The sequence below is a fragment of the Paenibacillus sp. 2KB_20 genome, assembly GCF_052115765.1.
In the GTDB taxonomy this organism is placed as follows: domain Bacteria; phylum Bacillota; class Bacilli; order Paenibacillales; family Paenibacillaceae; genus Paenibacillus_AQ.
The window spans coordinates 886,524-909,038 of the sequence record NZ_JBFRHH010000001.1; the positions used below are offsets into that span (position 1 = coordinate 886,524).

Consider the following 22,515-nt stretch of genomic DNA (forward strand, 5'->3'; position numbering starts at 1 on the left):
AGATTTTAACTATGGATGAACAACGAATGCTCCTTTAGAATGACTCTCTTAAAAACTTATTTGAAACACTTCTTTGAAACACTTCTCTGAAACGCTTCTTAGGGAACACTTCATTTCGGACTCTTGCTATCAAGCCTCAAGAACCTGACCGTGCCACCACCGTAAACGGAACCTCAATTCGCTGTCCGTCTGCTGTCTCAACGACAAACAGCCACGTTCCAGGCGTTGTATTAAAGCCTACGTTCCATTCCCACTCGATATAGCCGTTCCCGTCCGCGGTCTCCCAGCCCAAATATTTAGCCGTGCTCTGACCGCTTTTATAATAGACTGACAGTTGGGCACTGCTTCCCGGCTCTACTTTCACTTTTACCTTAGCCTGCTTGCTAGCAATGGCCGGATTCGGCTTCTCCAACAGCTCGATAGCCCCGTTCGTCCCCGAGCCATCCCCTGAACCCGTCCCTCCTTCGCCGGTGTCGCCAATCCATAATCTCTCCTGAGCCTTTGCCTGCAGCACGATGCGTTTGTTCAAGAAAGGAACCCGGATCGGAAGCGCGTAATTCACCTCAATGCCGAAATAGGGACTCGCCCCGCTCTTCAAATTCGGAATGTGAACATTGGACACATGAATTCGTTCATAGTCCAGAAGACGGTCAGGCATAAACGGCTTCAGTAGCGGCTTGACCACAGGATCGAGTACAGCTTCCACGGTTTGGTTCTTAAGCTGCTGCAGCGGCTCCTCTCCTGACGCCACGGCTTGCGTGATCCACTCATTAACAGGAGAAGGAAGCGAGTCGCTGTAATTTGAAACCCAATCAGAAAGTGACAATTTGGGAATCTCCCAATGGGATGTGCTTGGTGAGCCTTCTCCTGTTCCACTACCATCGGCATTGGCCTGCACGGCTAGCGAGACGGGATACATATGAGCCGCTACGGTTTTGACCGTATCCGAAACGGTACTCTGGAGCGCTGTCGATATCAACGTCATTTGCACGATATAAATGAGAAAAATGACAAAAAACATAAACATCGGCAGCACAAGTGCAGCTTCCACCACCATGCTTCCTTGTTCCGATGACGCTTTACCTTTATGGAGAGGTTTCTGTATTACCGATAATCGTTTCATTCAAGTACCCCTAATCCTAATAGGAAAAATCCGCCTTGCGCTTTACCATGTAACGACTTCCCTGAACTTCGTCCCCATCGCTTCCAAATACAACGCCGATTGCTTTCGTCACCCCTGGAAGAAACCATAAACGCATGGCCGTCTTGACCTCTCCTGAAGCGTAGGTAAATCGCTCTGCAGGATTAGTGCCGGTATTCAATCGAATCAACGCCAACATGCGCGATAGCTTCTTCTCGTTATTGCTGTGAATAAACAGAAATATTCGCAAATGATCCCTGTAAGTCAGCTCAACAGGGACATACTTGGATAGCTGAACGCTCCCCTTCTGACACAACTGGATCATATCCTCAATGGCCTTCTCAATCCCATACAGAATCGCTGCCGCCAAAATCGCCAACGGATTTCCCAATTTACTATTCACAATGAATCCTTCCATCGTCCGGATCGCGAGTCTGGAACCAAAGATCTCTGCATAGGCCGCCGAGATATTCCCGGCGGGGTTATGAAATCCGTATAGAATGTACTCCACTTCCTGGTTCCCAATGGCGAATTCCTGGATGATATCCCCGCCCGTGTTGGAACCATCAACCATTCCGGTTAATTTCCCAATATCAAAATGCTGATAATAATGAACGGCGTACTCATTTTGAAACAGTTCATCCCTGACACCGCCCAGCACGTTCCCCATAAATCCAAACATACCGTCCATATTATCCATTGCTTGTTTACCGGCATCATACGGATCATCGTCCATAGGCTTTCCCTTATTCATGTTGTCCGCTTCAGCATTAAATTGAAGGCTTTCGTCATAGTACTGCTGGAGTTCACGGAACTCATCCATAATAGCCTGATGTTGTCCATTCAACCCGTTAATCGCCTCAATGACTTTGGATGCCTGCTTCAGCTTCTGACTGGCCTGCTTCTCCATCGCCTTCCGTTCCTTATCGGATGTGCGGAACTGTTCCAATGACGCCTGCTGCCGATCTATAATATTTCCACTGCCTGATACTCCATAATTAGACACAAAACTTTGTAATGTGCGACTGGCTTCAAGCACCGTCCCCTTCATTCCCTCTCCCCCCAGCGAAGACTGAAGAGTGGTGACCGCTCGGGCAACCTGTTGGTATCGACTCTCCTGGCTATCAATCTCTTGCCGGAAGCCGTTCAAGAACTCATCGCTGTGAATTAATTTGTCAGCTTGCTTCCGTATGGATTGAATCATCTCCGCTTCTGCCCCGGATGAATCGTTAGACCCTGGTGTTACATCATTCGTGACCTGATCATATCCCCTATTAGATGAACGGTTCTCGGAATCCTTGATAACCTGCTTCATCTCTTCATTCAGATTCCTTGCTTCCTCCCATAATTGATGCGCATCCGAGAGCAGCTTGTCATTCTCCTTCTGAACTCGGCTGGCCTCCCTCGAAATCTGTGAGCCAATGGAAGAAATTCCGCTCCGGTAAGCCATGAGCAGCAGCGTATACTGTTGTTCCTTAGGAGGCCTGTCCGCATCTTCCTGTTGTTTAGCCTTATAATCCTCGTATTGCGATGCCACATCAGCGGCGGTATACATACTGCCCCCCAGCGAAGTGTCGGAGATCGATTGTCCCGGCGGATCCATAACAAGCTTCGAAAGCCGGATTGCATGCTCCCCTGCTTTTCGCTGCTTTGCCAGCATTTCATCCAGCGCCGCTTCCCGCTTGTCATACAATTTGCGAAGCTTCTTAAGGACATCTACCGTATTGGAAGCTTCCTTCATGGACTGCGATAACGGTTTGAACTTGCCCACTAATTCCAAAGTGAAATCAATCGGCGCTTTATACTTCATATCCTCGATAATCTGCCGGTTGAATATGTCATAAGTCCCCAGCGGACGCTGCAGCTCAAGACCCGAACTATCGAGCTCCATTGCCATTAACCGGAATGCATCGCTACGTTCTCCCGGATTCATGCTGTCATTCAGCACATTGCCCATAATGAGATCGCCGCTGGTGTCTCCAAGGGCATATAATCCATATTCCTTCTGCAGCTGCGGATCATAGGAGGACATCACGGAGCGTACGGCTGCTCTTGTCAGCCTCTCACTTTGCACCTTCATGGCCGCGATACGCGAGAAATCAATGAATATGGCTACAAACATAAATACGGCTGCCAGGGCGATAATCAAAAAAACAGATACAGATCCATCGGACGATCGGCCCACCTCTCTCCTTTTCCGACTAGACCGCGCTTTCCCATGCTTCGTCATGACTATCGCGAACCTCCGAACTTTTGTAGAACTTCTCCTGCGGCAGCCTTATCCGTTCCATTTCTCCCGCCTTGAAACTTCGATCCGTAATATCGCATTAGATCCACCGTGCGAATAAATTCAACAGGATCCACCACGATCGATTGTGCGCTGACCTTGATCTGGCCTCCATCGTCCAATATTCGACTGAATGGCGTCAGAGATACCTGCTCATTTAACGAAGTCGTCACCTTTCGAATGAGCAGCTGATTCGAATAACGCATCTCTCCCGCCATGCTAGCGGGCACAGCCGTACCGCCCTTGGACATTTTGAGTTCCGGCAGCTTCCCACTGCCTTCTTCGCCGTGCGGCAATTGTATCGACTTCGTGCCGTCTCCACTGGCCAAACCAAATAGAGTTCCTAGAACATGATCATCCGTTAACCGCCAATATAACGAATCATATTGTCCCTGCTCTACGGATCCCGTAGCTGCGAACTTGTGGCTGTTGTCCCAGCTATATGCGGTCCTTTCGGAAGCCGCGGCCGATGCCTGAACCAGCATCGACTTCTGGTAGATATACAAGCATAGGAACAGAAGCAATACCGTCACCATCAGTACGATGGGAAGAACCAGGGAAGCTTCCACCGTGAAGCTCCCTGTCTCGTCCTTCCATCTTCTCGGCAGCCGTTTATTCAAGGAACTCTTTACTCTTGTTATTCACGTTTTTAAACAAGTTGTTCACCAAGGCCGTAATCTGATCTTTAAATATAAGCGCGATAATCAAAATAACGACTAGGATCAGGATCATCTCCAGCGTTCCGATCCCTTTCTCATCCTTCCAAAAAGCTTTCATCCCGTTCTTTGCCATGCTTAACATCATATTTCATACACCGGTCCCTTCTACATGTTCATCATCATAAATGCAGGCGCTCCGAGCAAAACAATCACGATCATGAAAATGACCACCATTGGCAGCACCAGCTTTGAGGAGGCCTGCTCGCCCCTTGTTCTTGCAATGGCCTTGCGCTTCTCCCACAGCACGCGGGACAAATCCCGCAGTGCCAGGACAAAGTCATTCCCGCCACGCCTAAAATTAAGCAGGACGGTTGTTGTAAATATCGATACCTCCTGAACGCCGCACCGTTTATTGAACTGCTCGAAGGCTTGCTGGAACGGATGGCCTCCCTCCCATTCAAGCACCATTCTCTTCAGCTCAGCATACAGGGGATGGTTCGCGTCCTTGTTCCGTTCCACGCAATGAATGATCGCCCGCTGCACCGTCTCGCCGGCGCCAACAAGCAGCACAATCTTGTTCAGAAGCTCCGGCAGCTCCATCACGATATCCTGCTCACGCAGCGTGACCTTTTTATGGAGGTCCTTTACCAAAGCGACGGGCAGCAATGCACCCAATCCCAATCCGGCCAGAAGTCCGATGACATCCCCCAACAGCAATGTCCACAGGCAGCCACCGATCAAAATAAGCCATGTATACGCAAGTGCCTCGGCCATAAACAATAATGTCATTTCTGTGCTGTGCCGCAAGCCATGGATCTTCTGAACGGAGCCCTGCATTCGATAAAATATAATCGGCAGGCGCATCGGAACCTTCCCTCGCTCGAGCAGAAACAACAGAGGCGGTGCTAACCGCTGCAGCCTAAGACCTTCCATTGGCACTTTGCCAAGACGATGGTACCGTTCGCCGCACGTTTGATTCAGCACCACCCAACCACCCACAAGCAGAACCATCAGCGCGCCGGATATCCATGTCAGCATGCCCGCCTCACCTCCTTACACCTTGATATTCATCATTTTAGTGATCCATAAGAAACAGCCTCCTAGAGCCACCAGTGCAAAAGTAGAGATTATGATCCCCGATCCGCTATACATGGACTCCATATAATCTGGAGATGTCATATTCATGAACAGCAGCAGGAGGAAAGGAGCCGCAAGAAGCGCCTTGGATTCAAACCGCTTCTGGGCGATCATGACGGATATCTCCTGCTGAATATCCAGCTTTTCTCCGATGACAGAAGAGGTTCTGCGCACGACTTCAACCAGATCACCGCCTGTTCGTTTGCAAGTCGAGAAGACATCGGCAAAGTTCGTCAGATCCTCCATCCCCGCCCTACGTGCAAAATCCTGCAAAGCTGTTTCAATAGGCTCGCCGTACTCCAAACGGGACACAATGACTTTGAGTTCGAAGATCAGATCGCTGTTGCCCCCGGGATCCAGCAGCAGCAAGTCCTGAACGGCGTCCCTGAACCCATTCTCTACGGAGCGGCCAGCCGACAGAGATGAAGACAAGGAATACAGAGCTTGCTTGAAGTGAAGATTCAGCGTCTTGCGCCTGATTTCCAACATAAACCGTCGCCAAAATTTAGGGACCGTCAGACCTCCCGTTCCAAGCAGCAGCGACAAAATCAGATTGTGATAAAACAGATAACCGATGAAGAAAAACAAAAGGCCGCCAAGGATGACACATGCTGTTCTCTGTCTCAGCGAGAGATGATAGACGCCGTAATCCGGGAGAGTGTTGGTTCGAGTAGGCGCAGCATGCTCACGCTTTCCAGCCCCCTTACTCCTCTTGATCACCCGCTCACCTTGATCCTCTTCCGGAGTCAATACAGCACCGCCAGATTGCTTCATGACGTCACCTCCATCATCTTCTGCAGCGGCCAAGCCGTAATCCCGGCCATATGAAGCTTGTCCGCCGATTGAAGCGGGTTACCGCAAGGTTCAAGACACCCAATCACCCGGCCGCCTGATTCGCCCGTCTCGCGGAACCGGTACAGTGGATTCAGCAGCACCTCGCCGCCGCTCATTCCGATCACTTCGCTAATCTCCGTTACGCGCCGCGATCGATCTCTAAGCCGGGATAAATGAACGAAAATATCAATCGCCGAGCTAATCTGCTGACGGACTACGCTGATCGGAAGATCCGCACCGCTCAGCACCATCGTTTCCAAACGGCTGATCATGTCCTGCGTGCTGTTGGCGTGCCCCGTCGATAGACTTCCGTCATGCCCGGTATTCATCGCCTGCAGCATATCCAGCGCCTCGCTTCCCCGTACCTCGCCCACCACGATCCGATTGGGGCGCATCCGCAGCGAGGAACGAATCAGATCGCGTATCGCGATTTCCCCCCGGCCTTCCGTGTTTGCATTCCGGGTCTCCAGCGACACGAGATTCGGAACCGTCACGATCTTCAATTCCGCCGAATCCTCGATCGTGATGACACGCTCATCAGGCGGAATATACTGCGATAATGCATTCAGGAAAGTCGTCTTCCCCGAACCTGTCCCTCCGCCTATAAAAATATTGTATTTACCCTTGACCAATATCCGAAGCTGCTCCGCTGCCTCCTCTGTTAGCGCGCCCCTTCCAACCAGGTCATCCATCGTCATCGGTGATTCCGGAAACTTACGGATCGTCATGGTCGGCCCTTTCAGCGCTATTGGAGGCAGTACGATATTTACCCGCGAGCCATCCTTCAATCTGGCGTCAACGATGGGCGTTGATTCATTCACCACCCGGTTTACCGTACCGACAATGCTCTGAATGATATCCTCCAGGCGGCTCTGCGATTCGAATTGGAGCGGCAGCTTCTTCACATCGCCATCCTGCTCTATGAATATGTCCTGGTGGCTGTTAATCATAATTTCCGTAATTCGAGGATTATCCACTAATGGTTGAAGCACATCCAACCCGCGAAAAGAATCAAATACCCTGCGCACCAGCCTCCGCTTCTCGGCGGCTGTCAGCTCCATAAGCTCGCGTCTTCTCCATACCAGTTCCTCGATGCGGGCCATCAATTCCGAATTGTTAATGCTCGCACTCATATCAAGCTCGGAACGAACCTGGTCACGAACCGACTTGAACGGATCCTCCATCATCACTGCTCACCACCCGCTTGCACTGGTGTGATACCCGAGCCCTCCAGCAGCTGCTGGCAGAGCTTCAATACCTCTCTCTGATAGATGGGTGAGGACAACAGCAGTTCTTCCCGATGGAGCTGTTTCCATGAAGGAATATAAGGCAGTACGCTGTCTATGCTTATATCCTTGCGGGGGAATCCGTTAACAAGTTGTCCTGTGTATCGATTGACAATGAATCGGCTCCGCTTCTTCAAGTTTCCGAAAAGCGCGGAATCCTTGAGCTCCAATTGATCCATCCATATACCGCTCTTATACATACTCATTAGATCATCCAATAAAATCCAGAATAGCACTCCGGCCTGTTCAAGAACCGCCTGCATTCGTTCCCCCATGTATCCCTCGGTATCCACGACAATGGCATCATATTGATTACACGATACGAGGGAAGCCAACAGCAAAGCGGTGTCCTCCATGGTCATCTCCGTGATTTCCTTTACATTGAAGCTGGGCTCAAAGGAATCGCACTTCAGGCCATGATGTCTGATGATATAAGGGGTTATCGACAACTCTGTCCCCGAAGCCGATTCTTGTGAGGCCTTAATGTCATACAACAATCTTGAAAAGCTGCCCTCCATGCCCACCGAACCGGAAGGAAATAATGCACTGCTGTTCACCGTCTCCAAATTAAGATAGAACACCTTCAATCCCAGCACGCCCAGCTGCTTCGCCATGTTCATGGCTATCGTTGACTTCCCGCTCCCGCTCAGGGGAGATACGATGCCAATCACCGAGGTTGTTCCGACATTCAGTTTCTCCAGCGCCCCACCGCTTCGCTTACAGTGGGTGATGATGACTTCCATCAACTGAGGCAGCGGTTGATACTTGAATGTACTGTTGCCCCCCTCTACGAGAGAAGATGATGAATGGCCTTCACTTAGAAGCAGCCAAGGAACCGAAGTCTCCCCCCGGCTGAGCCAACTCTCCAGCATTTCCGTATCCCCCGCGACCAGATTCGGTACTTCCCCCACTTCCATATAATGTAGAAATGAATCGGTGCGGGTAAATGCGGTCACCTGAAGAACCGATCCGTAAGAACTTCCATGCAAATAACTCAGCAGCGGTTCAACATACCGGGAATCCTGCACTGCCAGCACAAGTCGGGCCGGTATCATAAAGCCAATCCCTCTTTTCTGTAACAACGCCAAAAAAGCACCGTCAAAGGCCGCAATATGCGGTCAATGAACGGTGCTTCCGTTGTCTGTTATAATTTGACATTAGAATATCACAGTTGCAGCAGAACGGCAAGATTTTATTTTTTATATACAGATAGCCCTTAATCACTATTGTCAAAACAAGGATAAATGTCCTACTATATAGGCTTAGAACGAGTGTTCTCTATATAGAAACTTCTTATATAGAATTAACATATATAAACTCCTAAACCATCTAAACCAATACTTCCAAGCTTGGAGAGTGACACCTATGAACAAACGTATATTAGCCGCGTTTCTAACCGCCCTGCTGTTATTATCCGGCTGCAGCCAGCCGCTGATGTCCCCTGCGACATCAAACAATGAAACCGCAACAACCGTTAAATCCGAAGCCAAGTCAAACACCAGCACGACGAATTCCAAACAAACGACCTATCCAACCGATGATCTGAATCTTCCGCGGGTAGCCGTGGAACTGGTTAAAGCCGTTGACGGAGACACCATCAGCGTAATGTTCGAAGGCAAAAAGGAGAACGTTCGGATGCTCCTGGTCGACACGCCCGAGACGAGTCATCCGAAGCTGGGCGTACAACCATTCGGGCCCGAGGCCAAGGCTTTTACGAAGGATCTTGTGGAACAAGCCGATCAACTTGAATTGGAATTTGATATCGGTCCGAACCGCGATAAATACTCCAGGCTTCTTGCGTATGTATATGCCGACGGAAAAATGGTCCAGGAATCGCTGCTTGAAGAAGGACTCGCCCGCGTGGCCTATATCTACCCGCCCAACACCCGCTATGTAGACAAATTTGATGACTTGCAGCGGATCAGCCGGGACAAGGCGCTTGGCATATGGAGCGTAGAGAACTATGCCCAGGAAGACGGCTTCCATCCGGAGGAGCAGGACGACGCCAACAACAAGAACAACAGCAGCCGCAATGGCACAGCAGCAACCCAAGCCCCGAAAGAGAACAGCCAAAAGTCAAAGCAAGGCTGCGACATCAAAGGCAACATCAACTCGAAGGGTGAAAAAATCTACCACACACCGGAATCTCCATACTATGAGCGCACGAAGCAGGAGCAGTGGTTCTGCAGCGAGGCAGAAGCCGTCCAGGCCGGTTTCCGGGCCCCGAAGTAAACTCATCTGATATATGAAATGAACGCTCATGTTCATCTTATATAAATTTTAGCCGTAAATGAAAAGGAGCCACCAGCCATGGGGAAAAAGAAACCTCCAGCAAGCAAACCAAATGAAAGTCAACCGCCAAATCCAAGCTCTGCCGCATGGTACAAAATCGTATGGAGATGGCACTTCTATGCCGGCATCATCTTCGCTCCCTTTCTGATCATCCTGGCTATCACCGGCTCCGTTTACTTATTTAAGCCTCAGATTGAACAAGCGCTATATCGGGACTACTACACGGTAACCCCTCAGGTTGAACGGGTAACGCCCAGCAAGCTGGTCGGACAAGTTAAAGAGCTCTACCCTGACGCTACGATCACGAAATACCGCCCAGGCGAGTCGGACTCCCGCTCTACAGAGATTAGTTTGACCTCAGGGGGCGAATCCATGACCGTCTTCATGGACCCCTATACGGGAGAAAAGATTGGCGAGCTGAAAGACAAAGACCGCATCATGGACAAAATCGAGGAGTTCCACGGCGAGCTGATGGTCGGGACCGTGGGGGACCGGATCGTGGAGCTTGCCGCCTGCTGGGCGATCGTGCTGATCATGACCGGGGTGTATTTGTGGTTTCCGAAAAATAAAAACAAAAACAAAGGCAAAAAGAAAAGAAGCCTCGCGGGCATCCTGTACCCGCGTCTGGGCAAGGGCAAGCAGATTCTTCGTAGAGACCTGCACGCCGTTCCTGCATTCTGGATTGCCGCAGGCATGTTGTTTCTTATTATGACCGGGTTGCCCTGGTCAGGCCTGTGGGGCAGCAATTTTCAAACCATGGCGACTAATACCGGTGCCGGTTATCCGCCGTCCATCTGGTCGGGCAGTGCGCCATCCTCTCATGTCATGCAGACCAAGGAAGTGGCCGAAGTACCTTGGGCCGCCGAGAATCTGGCAGTTCCCAATTCGACCATCTCTGACTTTACCCCGCTTCCCATCGAAGATGTGATGTATGTGGCCCGAAGTGAGGGGATCCATCCAAGCTACACCATCAGCATCCCGCAGCAAGCGGACGGGGTGTACACAATGTCTGCCTATCCGCCCAAAGCACAAGACGAGGCTACCATGCATATCGACCAGTACAGCGGCGCGGTCTTGGCGGATTATCGCTATGATCATTACGGAATCGTCGGCAAAGCCGTTGCCCTTGGCATTACGCTGCATAAAGGAACCCAGTTCGGTATCGTCAACCAAATCTTCAGTTTGCTTATATGCATAGGAATCATTTTTATTGCGGTAAGCGGTTTGTACTTGTGGTGGAAGCGTAAACCGGATCATGGACTGGGGGCACCAAAAGCGCCCGAGGTAGATGCCAAAAAAATGAGGCTGTTTCTTCTGCTGCTCATCGCTTTGGGGATCCTATTCCCGCTTGTGGGCTTGTCGCTCATCATCGTGTGGATCATCGATTATGTCATCGTTCGGAGGGTACCGGCGATCAAGACATTTCTAAATGCCTGATTCGGTTATATACTCAAACTACAATAAGGGGTGGCGGTTTCATGATCATGAAAAGCCGTTTTATATTATCCGTTCTGCTATCGGTCCTGCTGCTGAGTGCTTGCTCGGCCAGTCCCGATGCAGCCAACCGGTATGAAAAAGAAATCCCGCTGATCGCCGAGGTGAACATTCCGGATGCATTATCCGTACATCAACCGGAGACCATCGAGATTATCCTTACCCAGGATGGCAAAAGAGTACCCGGTGCGGATTTTGTCCACTATGAGCTGTGGAGCCATGACGGCTCCCTGCGGGATCCCATGACGGATGCGGTAGAGGTCGGTGATGGTGTGTACACGGTAACCAAAACCTTCGATAAAGAGGGGCTATATTTCATCAAGCTGCACAGCGGCAACAACGGGTCCATCATCATTCCCCAGAAACCGTTCGCCGTCGGCAAACTGTCCGAGGACGAGCTTGCCTATCTGCAAGCGGGTACCCCCACATTTCAAGAAGGTACGACAGAACATCATCATTAATACAAGATCGCATTAGGACATAAACCGGCGCCGAATCTCCGGCGTCGGAACCATGCATTCAGTGGATTGTCCGAACCACCGGTAACGGTTCTTCGCCACCCAGCGGTACACCAGGTTCCGTAAAAAAGGGGGAATCAGAATCAGAATGTACGACAGCGGCCAAGGAAAACGAAGACGCCGTGCAATCCGAAGAGCGGCCGTCGACCTTGTGTAATACTTCCCCTGTTCAATCAGAACCATCGTTTCCGTAGTATCTCCACTAAGCCCTCCCTGCCTCAACAGCTCCTGCCCAATCTCGGATTGTAGCGAAGCAAAGCGAAAGGCCCCCCCAGGATCTCTCTTGATAATGAACTGCGTCAGACCCTGGCACAAATGGCACACACCATCAATCAGCACAATGGCATATTCCTCATGATTTTCCGTTGCACGATCCTCCATATACTCCTTCGCTCCCTTCCCATACCCATAAACAAGAAAAAACGCAGGAGCCCTCTCCTACGCTTGATCAAGTACGCTTATTGGTTTATTACTCAGCAGCTTTGTTCAGCCACTCGCCGTCTTTCATCTGCTGGTCGAATTCGTTTGAGAATTTCTCCATGCATTTGCATATGAAATCCTTACGACAAACCGGGCAAGGTACTTTCCCAAGTCGGCTAAGCGCAGTCAGTTTCCATTCCGGGAAGCGGTTATAGAATACGCGAATATCCGTTCCGTCAGCCGTGTGGATAATGAATTCGTAAAGCCCTTCTTTTTCATTGCTTCCAGCTGTGGTCACATTTGCAATCTGCGGTCTGTATGGCATGTTCATCACCCGTTTATTTTATTTAAATTCCCTATGACTGGTTTGTACTTTCTGGTACTTAGTCATATTAAAGAATTTTAGGGGTGATGTCAACCGAAGAACACATCCAGGATCGAGCCAAGCTGCCCCCTCTTTTTACCTTCTAATATATCCGGGTTGAACACTTCCACATATCCGCAGTTCGTGCAGGAAACAAATAGGAAATGATTGTGCTGAATATCGAACATCTTACTCAGCCCGGCCCCAGACATCGAGACCTCTTTCGTCTGGCAGTGATTTCCTCCACATTTGCTGCATACAAACCGTTCCTCTATCATTTGTTCAATACGCATCTTAAGCGCCCCTTTCCATTTCATAGCTTTAACTGAAATACGGCGTATCATGTAAAAAGTTTCATATTCAGCATCATAAGTCGACAAAAAAAGATGACCCTCCATTGTCAGAGAGCCACCCGAATTCCTTCCTTTATGGTCAGCTTACGCTTAACTCCACGTCGATGTTGCCCCGGGTTGCTTTGGAATACGGACAAAACGCGTGCGCTTTCTTCGCGAGATCCTCCGCCTGGCTTCGTTCGATACCCGGCATTTCGATCTTTAGCTTCACTGCAAGCTTAAAGCCGTCAGCGCCTTCGTCCTTTCCGATCATAACCTGGGAGTGTATCACAACGTCCTTGAGCTCGACACCCTCTTTACGGGCAATATTAGCCAGAGCGCTTTCGTAACAGGCGCCATAGCCGGCTGCAAACAGCTGCTCCGGATTGGTTCCGTTACCACCCGGTCCTCCAAGCTCCTTCGGCATGCTTAATTGGTGATTAAGAACCCCATCCGTAGATTCAACAGAGCCTTCACGCCCTCCAATGACTTTTACATCTGCTGTGTATAATGGTTTCATGCTCGTTCATCTCCTTCATGCCCTATTATGGTCTCTACATGTATTCTTTAAACTTGCAGCACAATTCGAAACGATAAATAGGGCAACTCGCAAAAGAAACAGCATATTCCCAGCTCGGGAAAGGCAAACAAAAAAGCTGTTTATCAAAGGAAGAATTCCTCTTGATAAACAGCTTCTTCATAAAGTATGCGGTAGAGAGGACTCGAACCTCCACGGGTATACACCCACTACCCCCTCAAGATAGCGTGTCTGCCATTCCACCACTACCGCATGTTATAAGGGATGTTCTGTAGCGAACATTCCCTATTATACTGTTCCATCATACAAAAGTAAAGAACCAAATTATGGGTCATTGGCTTAGGCGCAAGAGCAGCTAGTTCTAGTCGTTTCGCTTTTCCTTCCGGTAGGCTGAAAACTCAATATATTCACGGATAAACTCCTTCTCATTCTCTGCCAATCCGGACATTAAGGGAAGATCGGAAGATTCCGAGTCCACTCCATACTCTCCACGCGCTTCCCTGACTCGGGTAGGGTTGCCCTTGCCAATAATCAACCAATCCAAGCTTACGGAAAAGAATGCTGCTATCTCAATTAATTTATTCGTGCTCGGCGTTGTTTTCCCCCTCTTCCAATCACCAAAATTCCCTGTGCTGATCCCGAGGGTTTCACAAAACGCCTTCTTGGTCATGCCTCGGCTTTCTATGAGATGTTCGATTCGTTGGTAAATAGACTGCATCAAACAACCGCCTTCCTAATTCTCTTTGAAAGAAAATTACTTATGTACGTATTTTCCTCTTGCAAAACCACTTAATTAAGTGTATAATCAACATATATTGCCTAAATTATACCATAGTACTCATGGAACGTTGTATCTTTTAGTCATGAGTCTATTTAGTATGAGGAGCGAGTCATTTGCCCTACGATACCATGATCACATCCTGGAATAATGCGGTTCATTCCTTGAATAAAGGACTGATGATCCTTACCCCGGATGGCATCATAGACAAAATTAACGATCCACTCATTACCATGGCCGAAAGATATGGTGTTTCCGCTGAGTTTGGGTGGGAGGGGGCATCTTTTTTTAATATCGCTTCCCGGCCCTTGAGTTTGGCTTCGTTTGATCATTTTTTCCATGAGTTGGATGTGCCCTCCGTAAGAGATGTTATGCTGGGTAAGCTGTCTGATTATTCCTTTGAATATGCGGTGCAATGGAACGGCCAAGAGATTTGGGTTTTATGTGAGGTACTGCCGCTGCTTATCAACAAGGACAGCCGTATTCACGGAGCTATGATATTATTTACGGATATTACGAAGTTCAAACGCAAGGAACTGCTGCTGGAACAAGCGCTGGCTCACAGCTTTCCCCTTCCCGGGCATATTCCGATCTGCGCCGTATGCAAATACGTTCACCACGGGCAAGAGTGGGAACCTGTGGAGAGCTATTTGGAGAGCCGCCTCCCTATTGAATTCACCCACGATATCTGTCCGGGTTGCATTCGCAGATTATACCCGAAGTACTCTTCCATCCTTGATGATCCGGAATTACTCGATTAACTCTCTGCCTACATGCAACAACACTGAATAAGCAGCTTCATTATCCGGCTTTATCACTGGATATGAGGCTGCTTATTTATGCTTAAATCATCATTCTCATATTACGCGTTTACAAAACGAAGCAGAGGGCTTATCAGAGCTGGCAGCACCGAGACGTGGCCTTCTCCCTCAATTTCATGAAACGTAGTCTCCAGCACCTCATTATGCCCTTTGAGGAATGCATAGAGTTCCCTGGCGTCTTGCACCATGGACGGCTTCTCCTCGGCTCCCACGTACAGACGCAGCTCTTTGCGCTGTCCACTCTGCTGTAAACGGGCTTTCCCCTCTTCCCATCGCTTGTACAGCACGTAGTTCTTCCACCACACCGAGGGACAGGCCGCAATATACCGCGAAAAGGCTTCCGGTCTGGTGAATAATGTATACAAGGTGAAAAAACCACCGAGCGAGTGCCCGAACAACGCCTGCTTCGAACGGTTCACCGCGTATTGACGCTCTACGGCCGGCTTCAGCTGAAACTCGATAAACGTAAGGAATGCTTCAACGCCGCCTGTTTTCGGCCAATCCAATCCGTTAGGACGGACCGGCAGTTCATGGTCTTCAGCATATTCAGTAAAGTTATAAAAACGCTCGCTGCTCACAATGGGACTGTCGCTGTCAAAGCCGATCCCGACAATAAGCGCCGAGGGAATGCCACGGGGCGTCCGGGATTGCACTCGGATTGCCTCCGCAAGCGATCCAAAGGTCGCATTGGCATCCAGCGAATATAACACAGGATAACCTCCTTCGGGTGGCGGTCCCATCGGTTCGGCAATAAAAATACGGTATTCACGGCCTGTGACGTCGGATTGCATGGACCATGTCACCGTTCCCGGTATGCAAAACAAAGAATCCTTTTCGAGGTTATTGTTATGGTCATCGCGGTTATCGCGCTCTTCATCCTTTTCGTGTTTTTCGTGATGATCCTTACCTTCATGCTGAGAACGCGCCATCTCGGATTCTTGGTCATCTTCTTCCTTGACGAACAACCACCGCAGCGCATCCGGAAATCTTCTAGCCATAAAAATGGGATCATGGGTTCCATCAGGATCTACCGCCAGCTGGATCCGCTCGGGGCTCACCCCTTGTTCGATCCAGAACCGATGGGCCTCGACGTTATTCGAAAACATATGTTTCTGCGCATTTTCCTTGTACGCACCTTCCAACTGTCCAACAGACATATACACCCTCAGTCCGGCAGGCAATTCTCCCTGCTGTCTGATGTAATCCATAACCCCGTCATACCATAACGAAGCCGACAGCATCCCGAGCCGTCCAAAGGTCTCGGCACGCCAATATCCCGCGAACATCGAGATCAAACCGCCAAAGGAACCGCCAATGATTGCGGTATGCTCGGGTGCTGCGAGCGTACGGTAATGTCTGTCTATGTATGCCTTGATGACATCCGCAACCTCATCGACATAAGCTCTGCCCTCCCCGCCGAAAGGCGGATTGCCCTCCAGCAGCGGCTCAGCCGGCCAAGGCGTATACTCACGATTCCGATTCGTAGACGATATCCCGACCAGGATGACCTCGACCAGTTGGCCTGCTGCAAACAGATGATGCAGATAGTTGAGGCAGTCCGTAAACATATCTCCTTGATCCTGTACATAGGCAACAGGATAGGAACGATCCGACTCATGATAAGAAGGAGGTAAATACAGTGTGAGTTCCCTGTCCTCAACCACCAGCTGTTGATAACGATTCATGTGATCCTCCCGAAAGCTGCTTTTATTTTCTCATGCGAATTAATAGATAGACAAAATACGGAACCCCGATGACGGACACCACAATGCCTGCAGCCAGCTCGGCCGGAGCGAATATCGTTCTGCCGATGAAATCGCCTATGACCACAATCGCCATACCTGCTATACCACTGATCGGGATGATATGCCTGTGCCGCAGCCCAACCAGCTGCCTCGCCAGATGCGGAGCGATCAGACCGACAAACCCAATGCTGCCGGATACGGCAACGCTCGCACTGACCAAACCGATGCTGCATAGAAGCAATACCTTTTTCTCACGCTCGACAGATACCCCGACACTCTTCACGCTTTCCTCGCTCAGCTGGAATAAGTCGAGAACTTGAGAGCGGAGCCAAATGATAGGCGGCAGCATAATGAGCCAAGGAAGCATCGTGACCACGAACTTCCAGTTGGCGCTGTGAAGGCTGCCGGCCAGCCAAGCTACGGCCATCTCGTAATCCGATGGATTCATTTTCAGCGAGAGGAACATCGTAATAGCCCCGAAGCCGGAGGCAATCGCTATTCCCACAAGAATTAGCCGCTGCGGATCCAGCTTTCCGTTTTCTCTCGCGAACATAAATATGGCCGTAGTCGCCGCCAAGCCGCCAGCGATACCGAACATCGGCATCATCATAACCCCGAGCCAGCCGGTCATCGTGATCTGTCCTTGCAGCAAGAACATAAACAACACAACCGCCATGCCTGCACCTGCATTGATGCCGAGAATGCCCGGATCCGCGAGTCCGTTGCGAGTAACCCCCTGGATAACGGCACCGGCCATACCCAGCGCAAACCCGACGAGAGCGCCAAGCACAATACGCGGCAGCCTGAATTCAAACACGACGAGATCAAAATCGGAATTGGGACTCAGCCGCAGCAGTGTCTGAAATACTTCCTTGATGGACATATCAAACGTCCCGTTAGTCAGACTGAAATATACGGCAGTCAATACAATCAAGATTCCTCCAGTAAGAACAATCGGGAATCGATAGTAGGTGTTACGCACGCTGAGCCCCTCCCCTCGTCTTGATCAAATAAAGGAAGAAAGGAACACCGATCAACGAAGTAATAACACCCACTGGCGTCTCAAACGGATCATTCACAAACCGTGCGAGAATATCGCATAATGCCAGAAACATGCCACCAAGCACGCCCGACACCGGTACGATCCATCGATAATCCGAGCCGGACAGGAAACGGGCAATATGAGGAATAATTAAACCTACAAAAGCAACCTTACCCGCCAGCGCAACAGATACGCCGGTCAGAATAACAACAGCCAGCATCGCAAGGGCTTTGATCAGCCATGTATTCACACCGAGCCCCTTGGCCGTCTCGTCCCCGAGCGACAGCAGCGTGATCGATTTGGACAAAACGACGGCAAGGCATAAACCAACGATAGCAAACGGAATGCTCAGTTTGATCAGTTCCGGGTCCATTGCGTGCAATCGGGCATTGTACCAGAAGCTGATATTTTGCGATATTTGAAAATAGGCCGCCAATGCCTCTGCGGTACCGCTAAGAAACGTCCCGATTACGGTTCCGAGTATAGCCAGTCGAACCGGACTGAGTCCGCCAGGAATAAGCCATGCCAAGCCGAACACGACGGCTGCTCCGATGGCGGAGCCGATCAACGAACTGACAATGTACATATTGGAGCTGGCGTTCGGGATAAATACCATGAACAGTGTCACCGCGAACACCGAACCGTCGGATACCCCCATGATGGATGGGGACGCCAAATAGTTCCTTGTCATTCCTTGCATTAACGAACCTGATACCGCGAGAAAAGCGCCGATGAGCATTGCGCCGACGACTCTCGGCAATCGAGAACTCACAATGATCTGATGATCGATGTTCTCCGAATCAAAAGCAAAGATGGAATCCCAAACGGTATCCATCGTAATATTCTTGGCTCCATACAGGATGGAGGCCGCTATGAGCAATAAACAGACTGCCGGGGCCATCACAAGGATGACTGCCGGCAGTGATTTTTTGAATCCCATGAACAACACGCCTTATAGGTTTATACTGAAATGTTTGATGTTACTTTGTCAGGCTTTCGACCGCAGCTTTCAGAAACTCGATTTTGCTGTACGCAGTTCCGCCTTGAGCGAGTGGATCTACCACATTGACAAAAGCGGTGCCGTTCTTGAATGCATTCAAGTTCTTCATGATTGGATCATTCTGCAGTTCCTCCAAAGCATTCGGCGTATCTTTATTCTCATCTGGCGAGAATTGGACAAATACGTAATCCGGATTCATCTCTGCAATCTTCTCTTTCGAGATCAGTTCCTGTGCTTTGGCTGCGGCTACTTCAGTCGGTACTTCAATCCCCAAATCCTCATACAATACCGGGTTAAAGAACACCCCTGCCGGATAGATGTACATCTCACCTGCACGAATCCGAAGCGCCAGAACTTTCTTGTCCTTCAGGCTATCTCCAATCGTCGCTTTGACTTTTTCCAAGTCCTCTTTATATTTCGCGATTTCCTGTTCCGCTTGTTCCTGTTTGCCGCTTAACTCGCCGAGCAATTTCAGGTTGCTCTCCCAGTTGGTCGAGATATGGGAGTACGGAATCGTGGGAGCAATTTTGTTCAACTGTTCAATGACTTCAGGCTTGGCTTTGGACGATGCTAAAATCACATCCGGCTTCAAAGACAGGATCGTTTCGAAATTCGGCTCCATTTTCTCACCAATCGACTGGGCGTCCTTCGTGATCGACTCAAACATCGGCGGGAATTTACCCGAGAAGGTGATCGCTCCAACCGGGTTCACTTCCAACACAATGGCATCCTCCATGGCTTCAACGGCACCCGTAATGACGATGCGCTCCGTTTTGGCCGGAAGCGTATATTCCTGATCGAGGTATTTTACAACTTTAGTATCGGACGATGCGGGGGGCGCTTCTTCTTTCGCAGCGTTATCCTCCCCGGCTGTATTCGTGTTTTCTGCTGCATTATTCGTGCTTGCTCCGTCTGTATCTTTAGCCTCGTTACCTCCACCGCAAGCGGACAGTACCAACGCAAATGCCAGCAATAACCCCAAAACCCATTTCATTCGTTTCATCTCTCTCCTAATACCCCTTCCATGATCTATGATCACTCGAATAATTGATAATGATTATCATTATTGATCATAGTATAGGATTTGCTCTCTTAGTTCCATGGACAAATAACCGGATTCCTCATGGACAATTTCCGGAAAACAACCGGAAGGCCTCTTCCGCCATCTGCTCCATCGCAATGGGAGAGTATTCGCGCCAAGGGTAAGAGGATAATGGATGGAACGTTCCTTCTCGCACCGCGGGTATGGTCATCCACTCCGGCGTTGCCTGCAGTTTCCTCCAATTCGCCAGCGTTTCCGAATCCTGACGGATCAAGAGCAGGATATGGTCTGCGCGGCTCTCCTTGATCTGCTCAATCGTTAAACATCCTTTATCCTCCCAATCCATAGGCATCGCCGGCTGAAAATTGAAATAATCAAATAATAGTTCCTTCATGCCCGGATGGTTGTAAGCTATCAGTTCATCCTGATGCAGGCGTGCGGTCAAAAGCGTGCGTGCATCCATCATTTCAGTGGGGAGCTTCTCACGGTAAGTCGATATTTTATGATGAAACGTTTCAATCCATCGCTCTGCTTCAGGCAGCTTGTTCAGCAATTTAGCGAGACCTAGCAGATTAAACTGCCACCCTTCCTGCTCTGCCGGCATTTCGTAGAGAGGGGCAATCAGCCGAAGCTGTTCCTTCTCCCAATCCTCCACCCCCTGTGCGCAGACGATGAGCTCCGGGCGTGCCGAGGCCAGCTTCTCCAGATTGGCATATTTGTTATGATTCTGGCGGTATGCATCCAGATGGACCGGGATATCCGGCCCAAGAATGTTATAGTAATGCTGTGACCACTTCGGATGAAGCGGAGCCGCATACGGCGTAAAATCCAGCGGCATGGCGTAACCCAGGAGGGCTGTGGAGCCGTACATCGCCAGTTTATTTTTCCTTGTCTTCATATACACCGAGGGAGAGATCCCGAATGCCTTCTTGAACTTGCGGCTAAAATAAAATTCATCCTTATACCCCACCATATGCGCCACTTCACGCAGCAAAGAATCGGAGCCCAGCATCAGCTGCTTCGCCTTGTTCAAACGGACATGGGCCAAATAATCCATTGCGCTGCACCCATACGTCTTCTTATATACTTCTACAAAATATTTAGGACTTAGCTCGGAGAGGTTCGCCAATTGTTCAATCGTTAAATCTTCATCATAATGTTCCTCGATATACTCCTTCACCCGCTCCAGCGCTTGCCGCTTATCATTCTTGGAGTATGGGCTGCATTCGGCAATCATCGTATATAGCAGCTCTTGAAAATCCAGCTGAACCCTCCACTGCTTCATGGGCTCCTTGCTGTGAAAATCCTTATACATCGACCGACAGACGAGATTCAAGCGGTCCGGAGAGCTAATGACAAAGATGCCATCATAGGGCATGAGAGTGGCGCCGTCCACCTCATGCAATCGACCGCTGCCTGAGACACCTTCCATGAAACTAAAATGAAGTATTGCAACCGAAGCTTGCTCGTGTTCCTCGGAACTCTTGAGATCGGCACTCGTAATTCCGAAAGTAGACCCTGCTGCACAAAAATAAACACATCCCTTATTCATACGGGTGATTTGCTCTGCCTGTTGTAAACAGGTTTCTCCGCTCAGCGGGATGATCAGGGCTGGCTGCACTGCCAACTGCTGCTCCAAGGAGAGCTCATGCCCATGAACAATATCCATATTCCATAAACCGGCCATAAACCCGCTGTATTCACGTGAATCTTTTTTGCTACTGCTATTCGTCGATAGGTTTACCATATGTACAGACCCCAACCTTAAATGAGAATGGTTATCATTATCATATAATTATCATACACCGTCCCAAAAGTCCAGCACGATCTTCTCTTCTCCACCTTATCGCATGACGATGTAAGGCAAAAAGAAAGCAGCCACGTGCTCCCTGTCAGGGAGTCGTAGCTGCTGCTTTTCAAATGGTGTGGATGAGGCGGATCTTTCTCATGTGAGCAATTCAGTCCCCTTCAAGGGAGGGAAACTTTATCTCAAATCCACCGGATTGTCATTAGTTCCCCCGCTGGCGCTGCCTAGCTCTCGCCTCGCCGCCTTTGCGGCCCGCTTCTTCACGGCTCATCTTGCCATCCCCGTTGCTGTCGCTGCCGCTTCTGGCTTCGCCGCCCTGCTGCCCAATCTCTTGATAGAACTCACGTCCGTGGGAATCCGAGGTAGCCTCGCCGCCTTTACGTCCGATGTCCTCATAGAATTCTCTGCCATGAGAGTCGGAAGTCGCTTCCCCGCCCTTCTGGCCGATTTCCTGATAAAATTCCTTATCATGAGAGTTTGACGTGGATTCCCCGCCTTTTTTACCGATATCCTGATAAAAGTCTTTGTCATGGGAACGGGAAGTTGCTTCGCCGCCCTTCCGTCCGATTTCTTGGTAGAATTCTTTGTCATGTTTGTTCGCAGTTGCTTCTCCACCTAAACGTCCTGCTTCTTCACGGCTCATCTTTCCATTGTTGTTATTAGCCATTCTGAATCACTCCTTATAGGTAATTTGAAGTTGTTGCTCGTCCACGTTATGATATTAAACTTCTGACCAGAGATGAAACACCCGTTTTGCATAAACGCGCACTGAAAATCGATGAAAACCGTGATGAATCCTATGTAAACCTTGATATAAGAAAAACGTCTATCGACGTACATTCTAGAGAAGACAGACCGCGTTTAGATGTTGTTTTTCTTGCGATATCAGGTAGGCCATGCTTCGAAGTGTATACTTTCTGATATCTTAAACGCAAAAAAAAGCCCCGCACAAAGTGCGGAGCCTTTCTTAATGTTCGT

General features: G+C 49.7%; 23 protein-coding genes and 1 tRNA gene. 4 read left to right on the plus strand and 20 right to left on the minus strand.

Translation table 11 applies throughout. From position 1 onward, the window contains the following. Positions 1 to 136: 136 nt before the first annotated feature. The 8 genes from AB4124_RS04110 to AB4124_RS04145 form a co-directional block, all read right to left on the minus strand. Complete coding sequence (locus AB4124_RS04110) at positions 137 to 1,057, minus strand: TadE/TadG family type IV pilus assembly protein (RefSeq protein ID WP_441971640.1); 921 nt, start codon at positions 1,055 to 1,057, stop codon at positions 137 to 139. A gap of 82 nt (positions 1,058 to 1,139) precedes the next feature. After that, a complete protein-coding gene (locus AB4124_RS04115) occupies positions 1,140 to 3,371 on the minus strand; it encodes a TadE/TadG family type IV pilus assembly protein (RefSeq protein WP_441971282.1) in 2,232 nt (743 codons plus the stop codon). A 2-nt stretch (positions 3,372 to 3,373) separates the two neighbouring features. Continuing rightward, a complete protein-coding gene (locus AB4124_RS04120; protein ID WP_441971283.1) occupies positions 3,374 to 4,048 on the minus strand; it encodes a TadE family protein in 675 nt (224 codons plus the stop codon). Further along, complete coding sequence (locus AB4124_RS04125; RefSeq protein WP_076324651.1) at positions 4,041 to 4,232, minus strand: Flp1 family type IVb pilin; 192 nt, start codon at positions 4,230 to 4,232, stop codon at positions 4,041 to 4,043. Before AB4124_RS04125 ends, AB4124_RS04120 begins: the two co-directional genes overlap by 8 nt. A 20-nt stretch (positions 4,233 to 4,252) precedes the next feature. Next, on the minus strand, positions 4,253 to 5,125 hold the full coding sequence (locus AB4124_RS04130) for a type II secretion system F family protein (RefSeq protein WP_076324652.1): 873 nt from the start codon (positions 5,123 to 5,125) through the stop codon (positions 4,253 to 4,255). 15 nt (positions 5,126 to 5,140) lie between these two features. Beyond that, on the minus strand, positions 5,141 to 5,998 hold the full coding sequence (locus AB4124_RS04135; RefSeq protein WP_441971285.1) for a type II secretion system F family protein: 858 nt from the start codon (positions 5,996 to 5,998) through the stop codon (positions 5,141 to 5,143). Beyond that, on the minus strand, positions 5,995 to 7,245 hold the full coding sequence (locus tag AB4124_RS04140) for a CpaF family protein (protein ID WP_441971287.1): 1,251 nt from the start codon (positions 7,243 to 7,245) through the stop codon (positions 5,995 to 5,997). Before AB4124_RS04140 ends, AB4124_RS04135 begins: the two co-directional genes overlap by 4 nt. Beyond that, positions 7,245 to 8,399: a hypothetical protein gene (locus tag AB4124_RS04145; protein ID WP_441971289.1), complete on the minus strand. Its 1,155-nt coding sequence runs from the start codon at positions 8,397 to 8,399 to the stop codon at positions 7,245 to 7,247. The genes AB4124_RS04140 and AB4124_RS04145 overlap by 1 nt, the downstream gene beginning before the upstream one ends. Before the next feature lie 310 nt (positions 8,400 to 8,709). Between AB4124_RS04145 and AB4124_RS04150 the strand changes: the two genes are divergently transcribed. The 3 genes from AB4124_RS04150 to AB4124_RS04160 all read left to right on the plus strand — a co-directional run bounded on the left by AB4124_RS04150 (position 8,710) and on the right by AB4124_RS04160 (position 11,591). Then, positions 8,710 to 9,576, plus strand: a complete 867-nt coding sequence (locus tag AB4124_RS04150) for a thermonuclease family protein (RefSeq protein ID WP_441971291.1) — start codon at positions 8,710 to 8,712, stop codon at positions 9,574 to 9,576. A 78-nt stretch (positions 9,577 to 9,654) separates the two neighbouring features. Then, positions 9,655 to 11,073 carry a PepSY-associated TM helix domain-containing protein gene (locus AB4124_RS04155; protein ID WP_441971292.1) on the plus strand — a complete coding sequence of 473 codons (1,419 nt, stop codon included), beginning with the start codon at positions 9,655 to 9,657 and terminating at the stop codon, positions 11,071 to 11,073. Between the two features lie 41 nt (positions 11,074 to 11,114). Continuing rightward, the gene (locus AB4124_RS04160) at positions 11,115 to 11,591 is read left to right on the plus strand and encodes a FixH family protein (protein ID WP_441971294.1); all 477 of its coding nucleotides are present in this window, start codon (positions 11,115 to 11,117) and stop codon (positions 11,589 to 11,591) included. A gap of 12 nt (positions 11,592 to 11,603) precedes the next feature. On the opposite strand, the gene AB4124_RS04165 is transcribed toward AB4124_RS04160, so the two are convergent. The 6 genes from AB4124_RS04165 to AB4124_RS04190 form a co-directional block, all read right to left on the minus strand. Further along, positions 11,604 to 12,029, minus strand: coding sequence for a thiol-disulfide oxidoreductase DCC family protein (locus AB4124_RS04165; protein ID WP_441971295.1), 426 nt, complete (start codon positions 12,027 to 12,029; stop codon positions 11,604 to 11,606). 88 nt (positions 12,030 to 12,117) lie between these two features. Continuing rightward, positions 12,118 to 12,393 (minus strand): hypothetical protein, encoded by a 276-nt coding sequence (locus AB4124_RS04170; RefSeq protein WP_076324660.1) that lies wholly within the window; start codon positions 12,391 to 12,393, stop codon positions 12,118 to 12,120. A gap of 89 nt (positions 12,394 to 12,482) precedes the next feature. Then, a complete protein-coding gene (locus AB4124_RS04175; RefSeq protein WP_006212369.1) occupies positions 12,483 to 12,725 on the minus strand; it encodes a zinc ribbon domain-containing protein in 243 nt (80 codons plus the stop codon). A gap of 139 nt (positions 12,726 to 12,864) precedes the next feature. Further along, complete coding sequence (locus tag AB4124_RS04180) at positions 12,865 to 13,284, minus strand: organic hydroperoxide resistance protein (protein ID WP_441971298.1); 420 nt, start codon at positions 13,282 to 13,284, stop codon at positions 12,865 to 12,867. 187 nt (positions 13,285 to 13,471) lie between these two features. Continuing rightward, positions 13,472 to 13,554: transfer RNA gene (locus AB4124_RS04185), tRNA-Leu, on the minus strand. A gap of 109 nt (positions 13,555 to 13,663) precedes the next feature. Beyond that, a complete protein-coding gene (locus AB4124_RS04190; protein WP_076324662.1) occupies positions 13,664 to 14,020 on the minus strand; it encodes a helix-turn-helix domain-containing protein in 357 nt (118 codons plus the stop codon). A gap of 176 nt (positions 14,021 to 14,196) precedes the next feature. Between AB4124_RS04190 and AB4124_RS04195 the strand changes: the two genes are divergently transcribed. Then, positions 14,197 to 14,841: a hypothetical protein gene (locus tag AB4124_RS04195; protein ID WP_379416286.1), complete on the plus strand. Its 645-nt coding sequence runs from the start codon at positions 14,197 to 14,199 to the stop codon at positions 14,839 to 14,841. 101 nt (positions 14,842 to 14,942) lie between these two features. Here the strand turns inward: AB4124_RS04195 and AB4124_RS04200 are convergent, their stop codons facing one another. The 6 genes from AB4124_RS04200 to AB4124_RS04225 form a co-directional block, all read right to left on the minus strand. Then, the gene (locus AB4124_RS04200; RefSeq protein ID WP_441971300.1) at positions 14,943 to 16,586 is read right to left on the minus strand and encodes an alpha/beta hydrolase; all 1,644 of its coding nucleotides are present in this window, start codon (positions 16,584 to 16,586) and stop codon (positions 14,943 to 14,945) included. Positions 16,587 to 16,608: 22 nt separating this feature from the next. Next, positions 16,609 to 17,628: a FecCD family ABC transporter permease gene (locus AB4124_RS04205; protein WP_430111788.1), complete on the minus strand. Its 1,020-nt coding sequence runs from the start codon at positions 17,626 to 17,628 to the stop codon at positions 16,609 to 16,611. Next, positions 17,621 to 18,628 carry a FecCD family ABC transporter permease gene (locus AB4124_RS04210; protein ID WP_441971302.1) on the minus strand — a complete coding sequence of 336 codons (1,008 nt, stop codon included), beginning with the start codon at positions 18,626 to 18,628 and terminating at the stop codon, positions 17,621 to 17,623. Before AB4124_RS04210 ends, AB4124_RS04205 begins: the two co-directional genes overlap by 8 nt. Before the next feature lie 40 nt (positions 18,629 to 18,668). Continuing rightward, on the minus strand, positions 18,669 to 19,691 hold the full coding sequence (locus AB4124_RS04215) for an ABC transporter substrate-binding protein (RefSeq protein ID WP_441971304.1): 1,023 nt from the start codon (positions 19,689 to 19,691) through the stop codon (positions 18,669 to 18,671). A 118-nt stretch (positions 19,692 to 19,809) separates the two neighbouring features. Next, entirely contained in the window at positions 19,810 to 21,477 is a 1,668-nt protein-coding gene (locus tag AB4124_RS04220; RefSeq protein ID WP_441971306.1) for an AraC family transcriptional regulator, read from the minus strand. 262 nt (positions 21,478 to 21,739) lie between these two features. Further along, positions 21,740 to 22,204, minus strand: coding sequence for a KGG domain-containing protein (locus AB4124_RS04225; RefSeq protein ID WP_076324669.1), 465 nt, complete (start codon positions 22,202 to 22,204; stop codon positions 21,740 to 21,742). Positions 22,205 to 22,515: the final 311 nt, after the last annotated feature.

Excerpts from the sequence above, each read along its gene's own strand:
- AB4124_RS04115 (WP_441971282.1), bottom strand. The coding sequence starts at position 3,371 with ATGACGAAGCATGGGAAAGCGCGGTCTAGTCGGAAAAGGAGAGAGGTG.
- AB4124_RS04175 (WP_006212369.1), bottom strand. The coding sequence starts at position 12,725 with ATGCGTATTGAACAAATGATAGAGGAACGGTTTGTATGCAGCAAATGT.
- AB4124_RS04150 (WP_441971291.1), top strand. The coding sequence starts at position 8,710 with ATGAACAAACGTATATTAGCCGCGTTTCTAACCGCCCTGCTGTTATTA.
- AB4124_RS04155 (WP_441971292.1), top strand. The coding sequence starts at position 9,655 with ATGGGGAAAAAGAAACCTCCAGCAAGCAAACCAAATGAAAGTCAACCG.
- AB4124_RS04215 (WP_441971304.1), bottom strand. The coding sequence starts at position 19,691 with ATGAAACGAATGAAATGGGTTTTGGGGTTATTGCTGGCATTTGCGTTG.
- AB4124_RS04140 (WP_441971287.1), bottom strand. The coding sequence starts at position 7,245 with ATGATGGAGGATCCGTTCAAGTCGGTTCGTGACCAGGTTCGTTCCGAG.
- AB4124_RS04220 (WP_441971306.1), bottom strand. The coding sequence starts at position 21,477 with ATGGTAAACCTATCGACGAATAGCAGTAGCAAAAAAGATTCACGTGAA.
- AB4124_RS04145 (WP_441971289.1), bottom strand. The coding sequence starts at position 8,399 with ATGATACCGGCCCGACTTGTGCTGGCAGTGCAGGATTCCCGGTATGTT.
- AB4124_RS04200 (WP_441971300.1), bottom strand. The coding sequence starts at position 16,586 with ATGAATCGTTATCAACAGCTGGTGGTTGAGGACAGGGAACTCACACTG.
- AB4124_RS04170 (WP_076324660.1), bottom strand. The coding sequence starts at position 12,393 with ATGCCATACAGACCGCAGATTGCAAATGTGACCACAGCTGGAAGCAAT.
- AB4124_RS04160 (WP_441971294.1), top strand. The coding sequence starts at position 11,115 with ATGATCATGAAAAGCCGTTTTATATTATCCGTTCTGCTATCGGTCCTG.
- AB4124_RS04210 (WP_441971302.1), bottom strand. The coding sequence starts at position 18,628 with ATGGGATTCAAAAAATCACTGCCGGCAGTCATCCTTGTGATGGCCCCG.
- AB4124_RS04180 (WP_441971298.1), bottom strand. The coding sequence starts at position 13,284 with ATGAAACCATTATACACAGCAGATGTAAAAGTCATTGGAGGGCGTGAA.
- AB4124_RS04225 (WP_076324669.1), bottom strand. The coding sequence starts at position 22,204 with ATGGCTAATAACAACAATGGAAAGATGAGCCGTGAAGAAGCAGGACGT.
- AB4124_RS04135 (WP_441971285.1), bottom strand. The coding sequence starts at position 5,998 with ATGAAGCAATCTGGCGGTGCTGTATTGACTCCGGAAGAGGATCAAGGT.
- AB4124_RS04110 (WP_441971640.1), bottom strand. The coding sequence starts at position 1,057 with ATGGTGGTGGAAGCTGCACTTGTGCTGCCGATGTTTATGTTTTTTGTC.
- AB4124_RS04130 (WP_076324652.1), bottom strand. The coding sequence starts at position 5,125 with ATGCTGACATGGATATCCGGCGCGCTGATGGTTCTGCTTGTGGGTGGT.
- AB4124_RS04165 (WP_441971295.1), bottom strand. The coding sequence starts at position 12,029 with ATGGAGGATCGTGCAACGGAAAATCATGAGGAATATGCCATTGTGCTG.
- AB4124_RS04190 (WP_076324662.1), bottom strand. The coding sequence starts at position 14,020 with ATGCAGTCTATTTACCAACGAATCGAACATCTCATAGAAAGCCGAGGC.
- AB4124_RS04125 (WP_076324651.1), bottom strand. The coding sequence starts at position 4,232 with ATGATGTTAAGCATGGCAAAGAACGGGATGAAAGCTTTTTGGAAGGAT.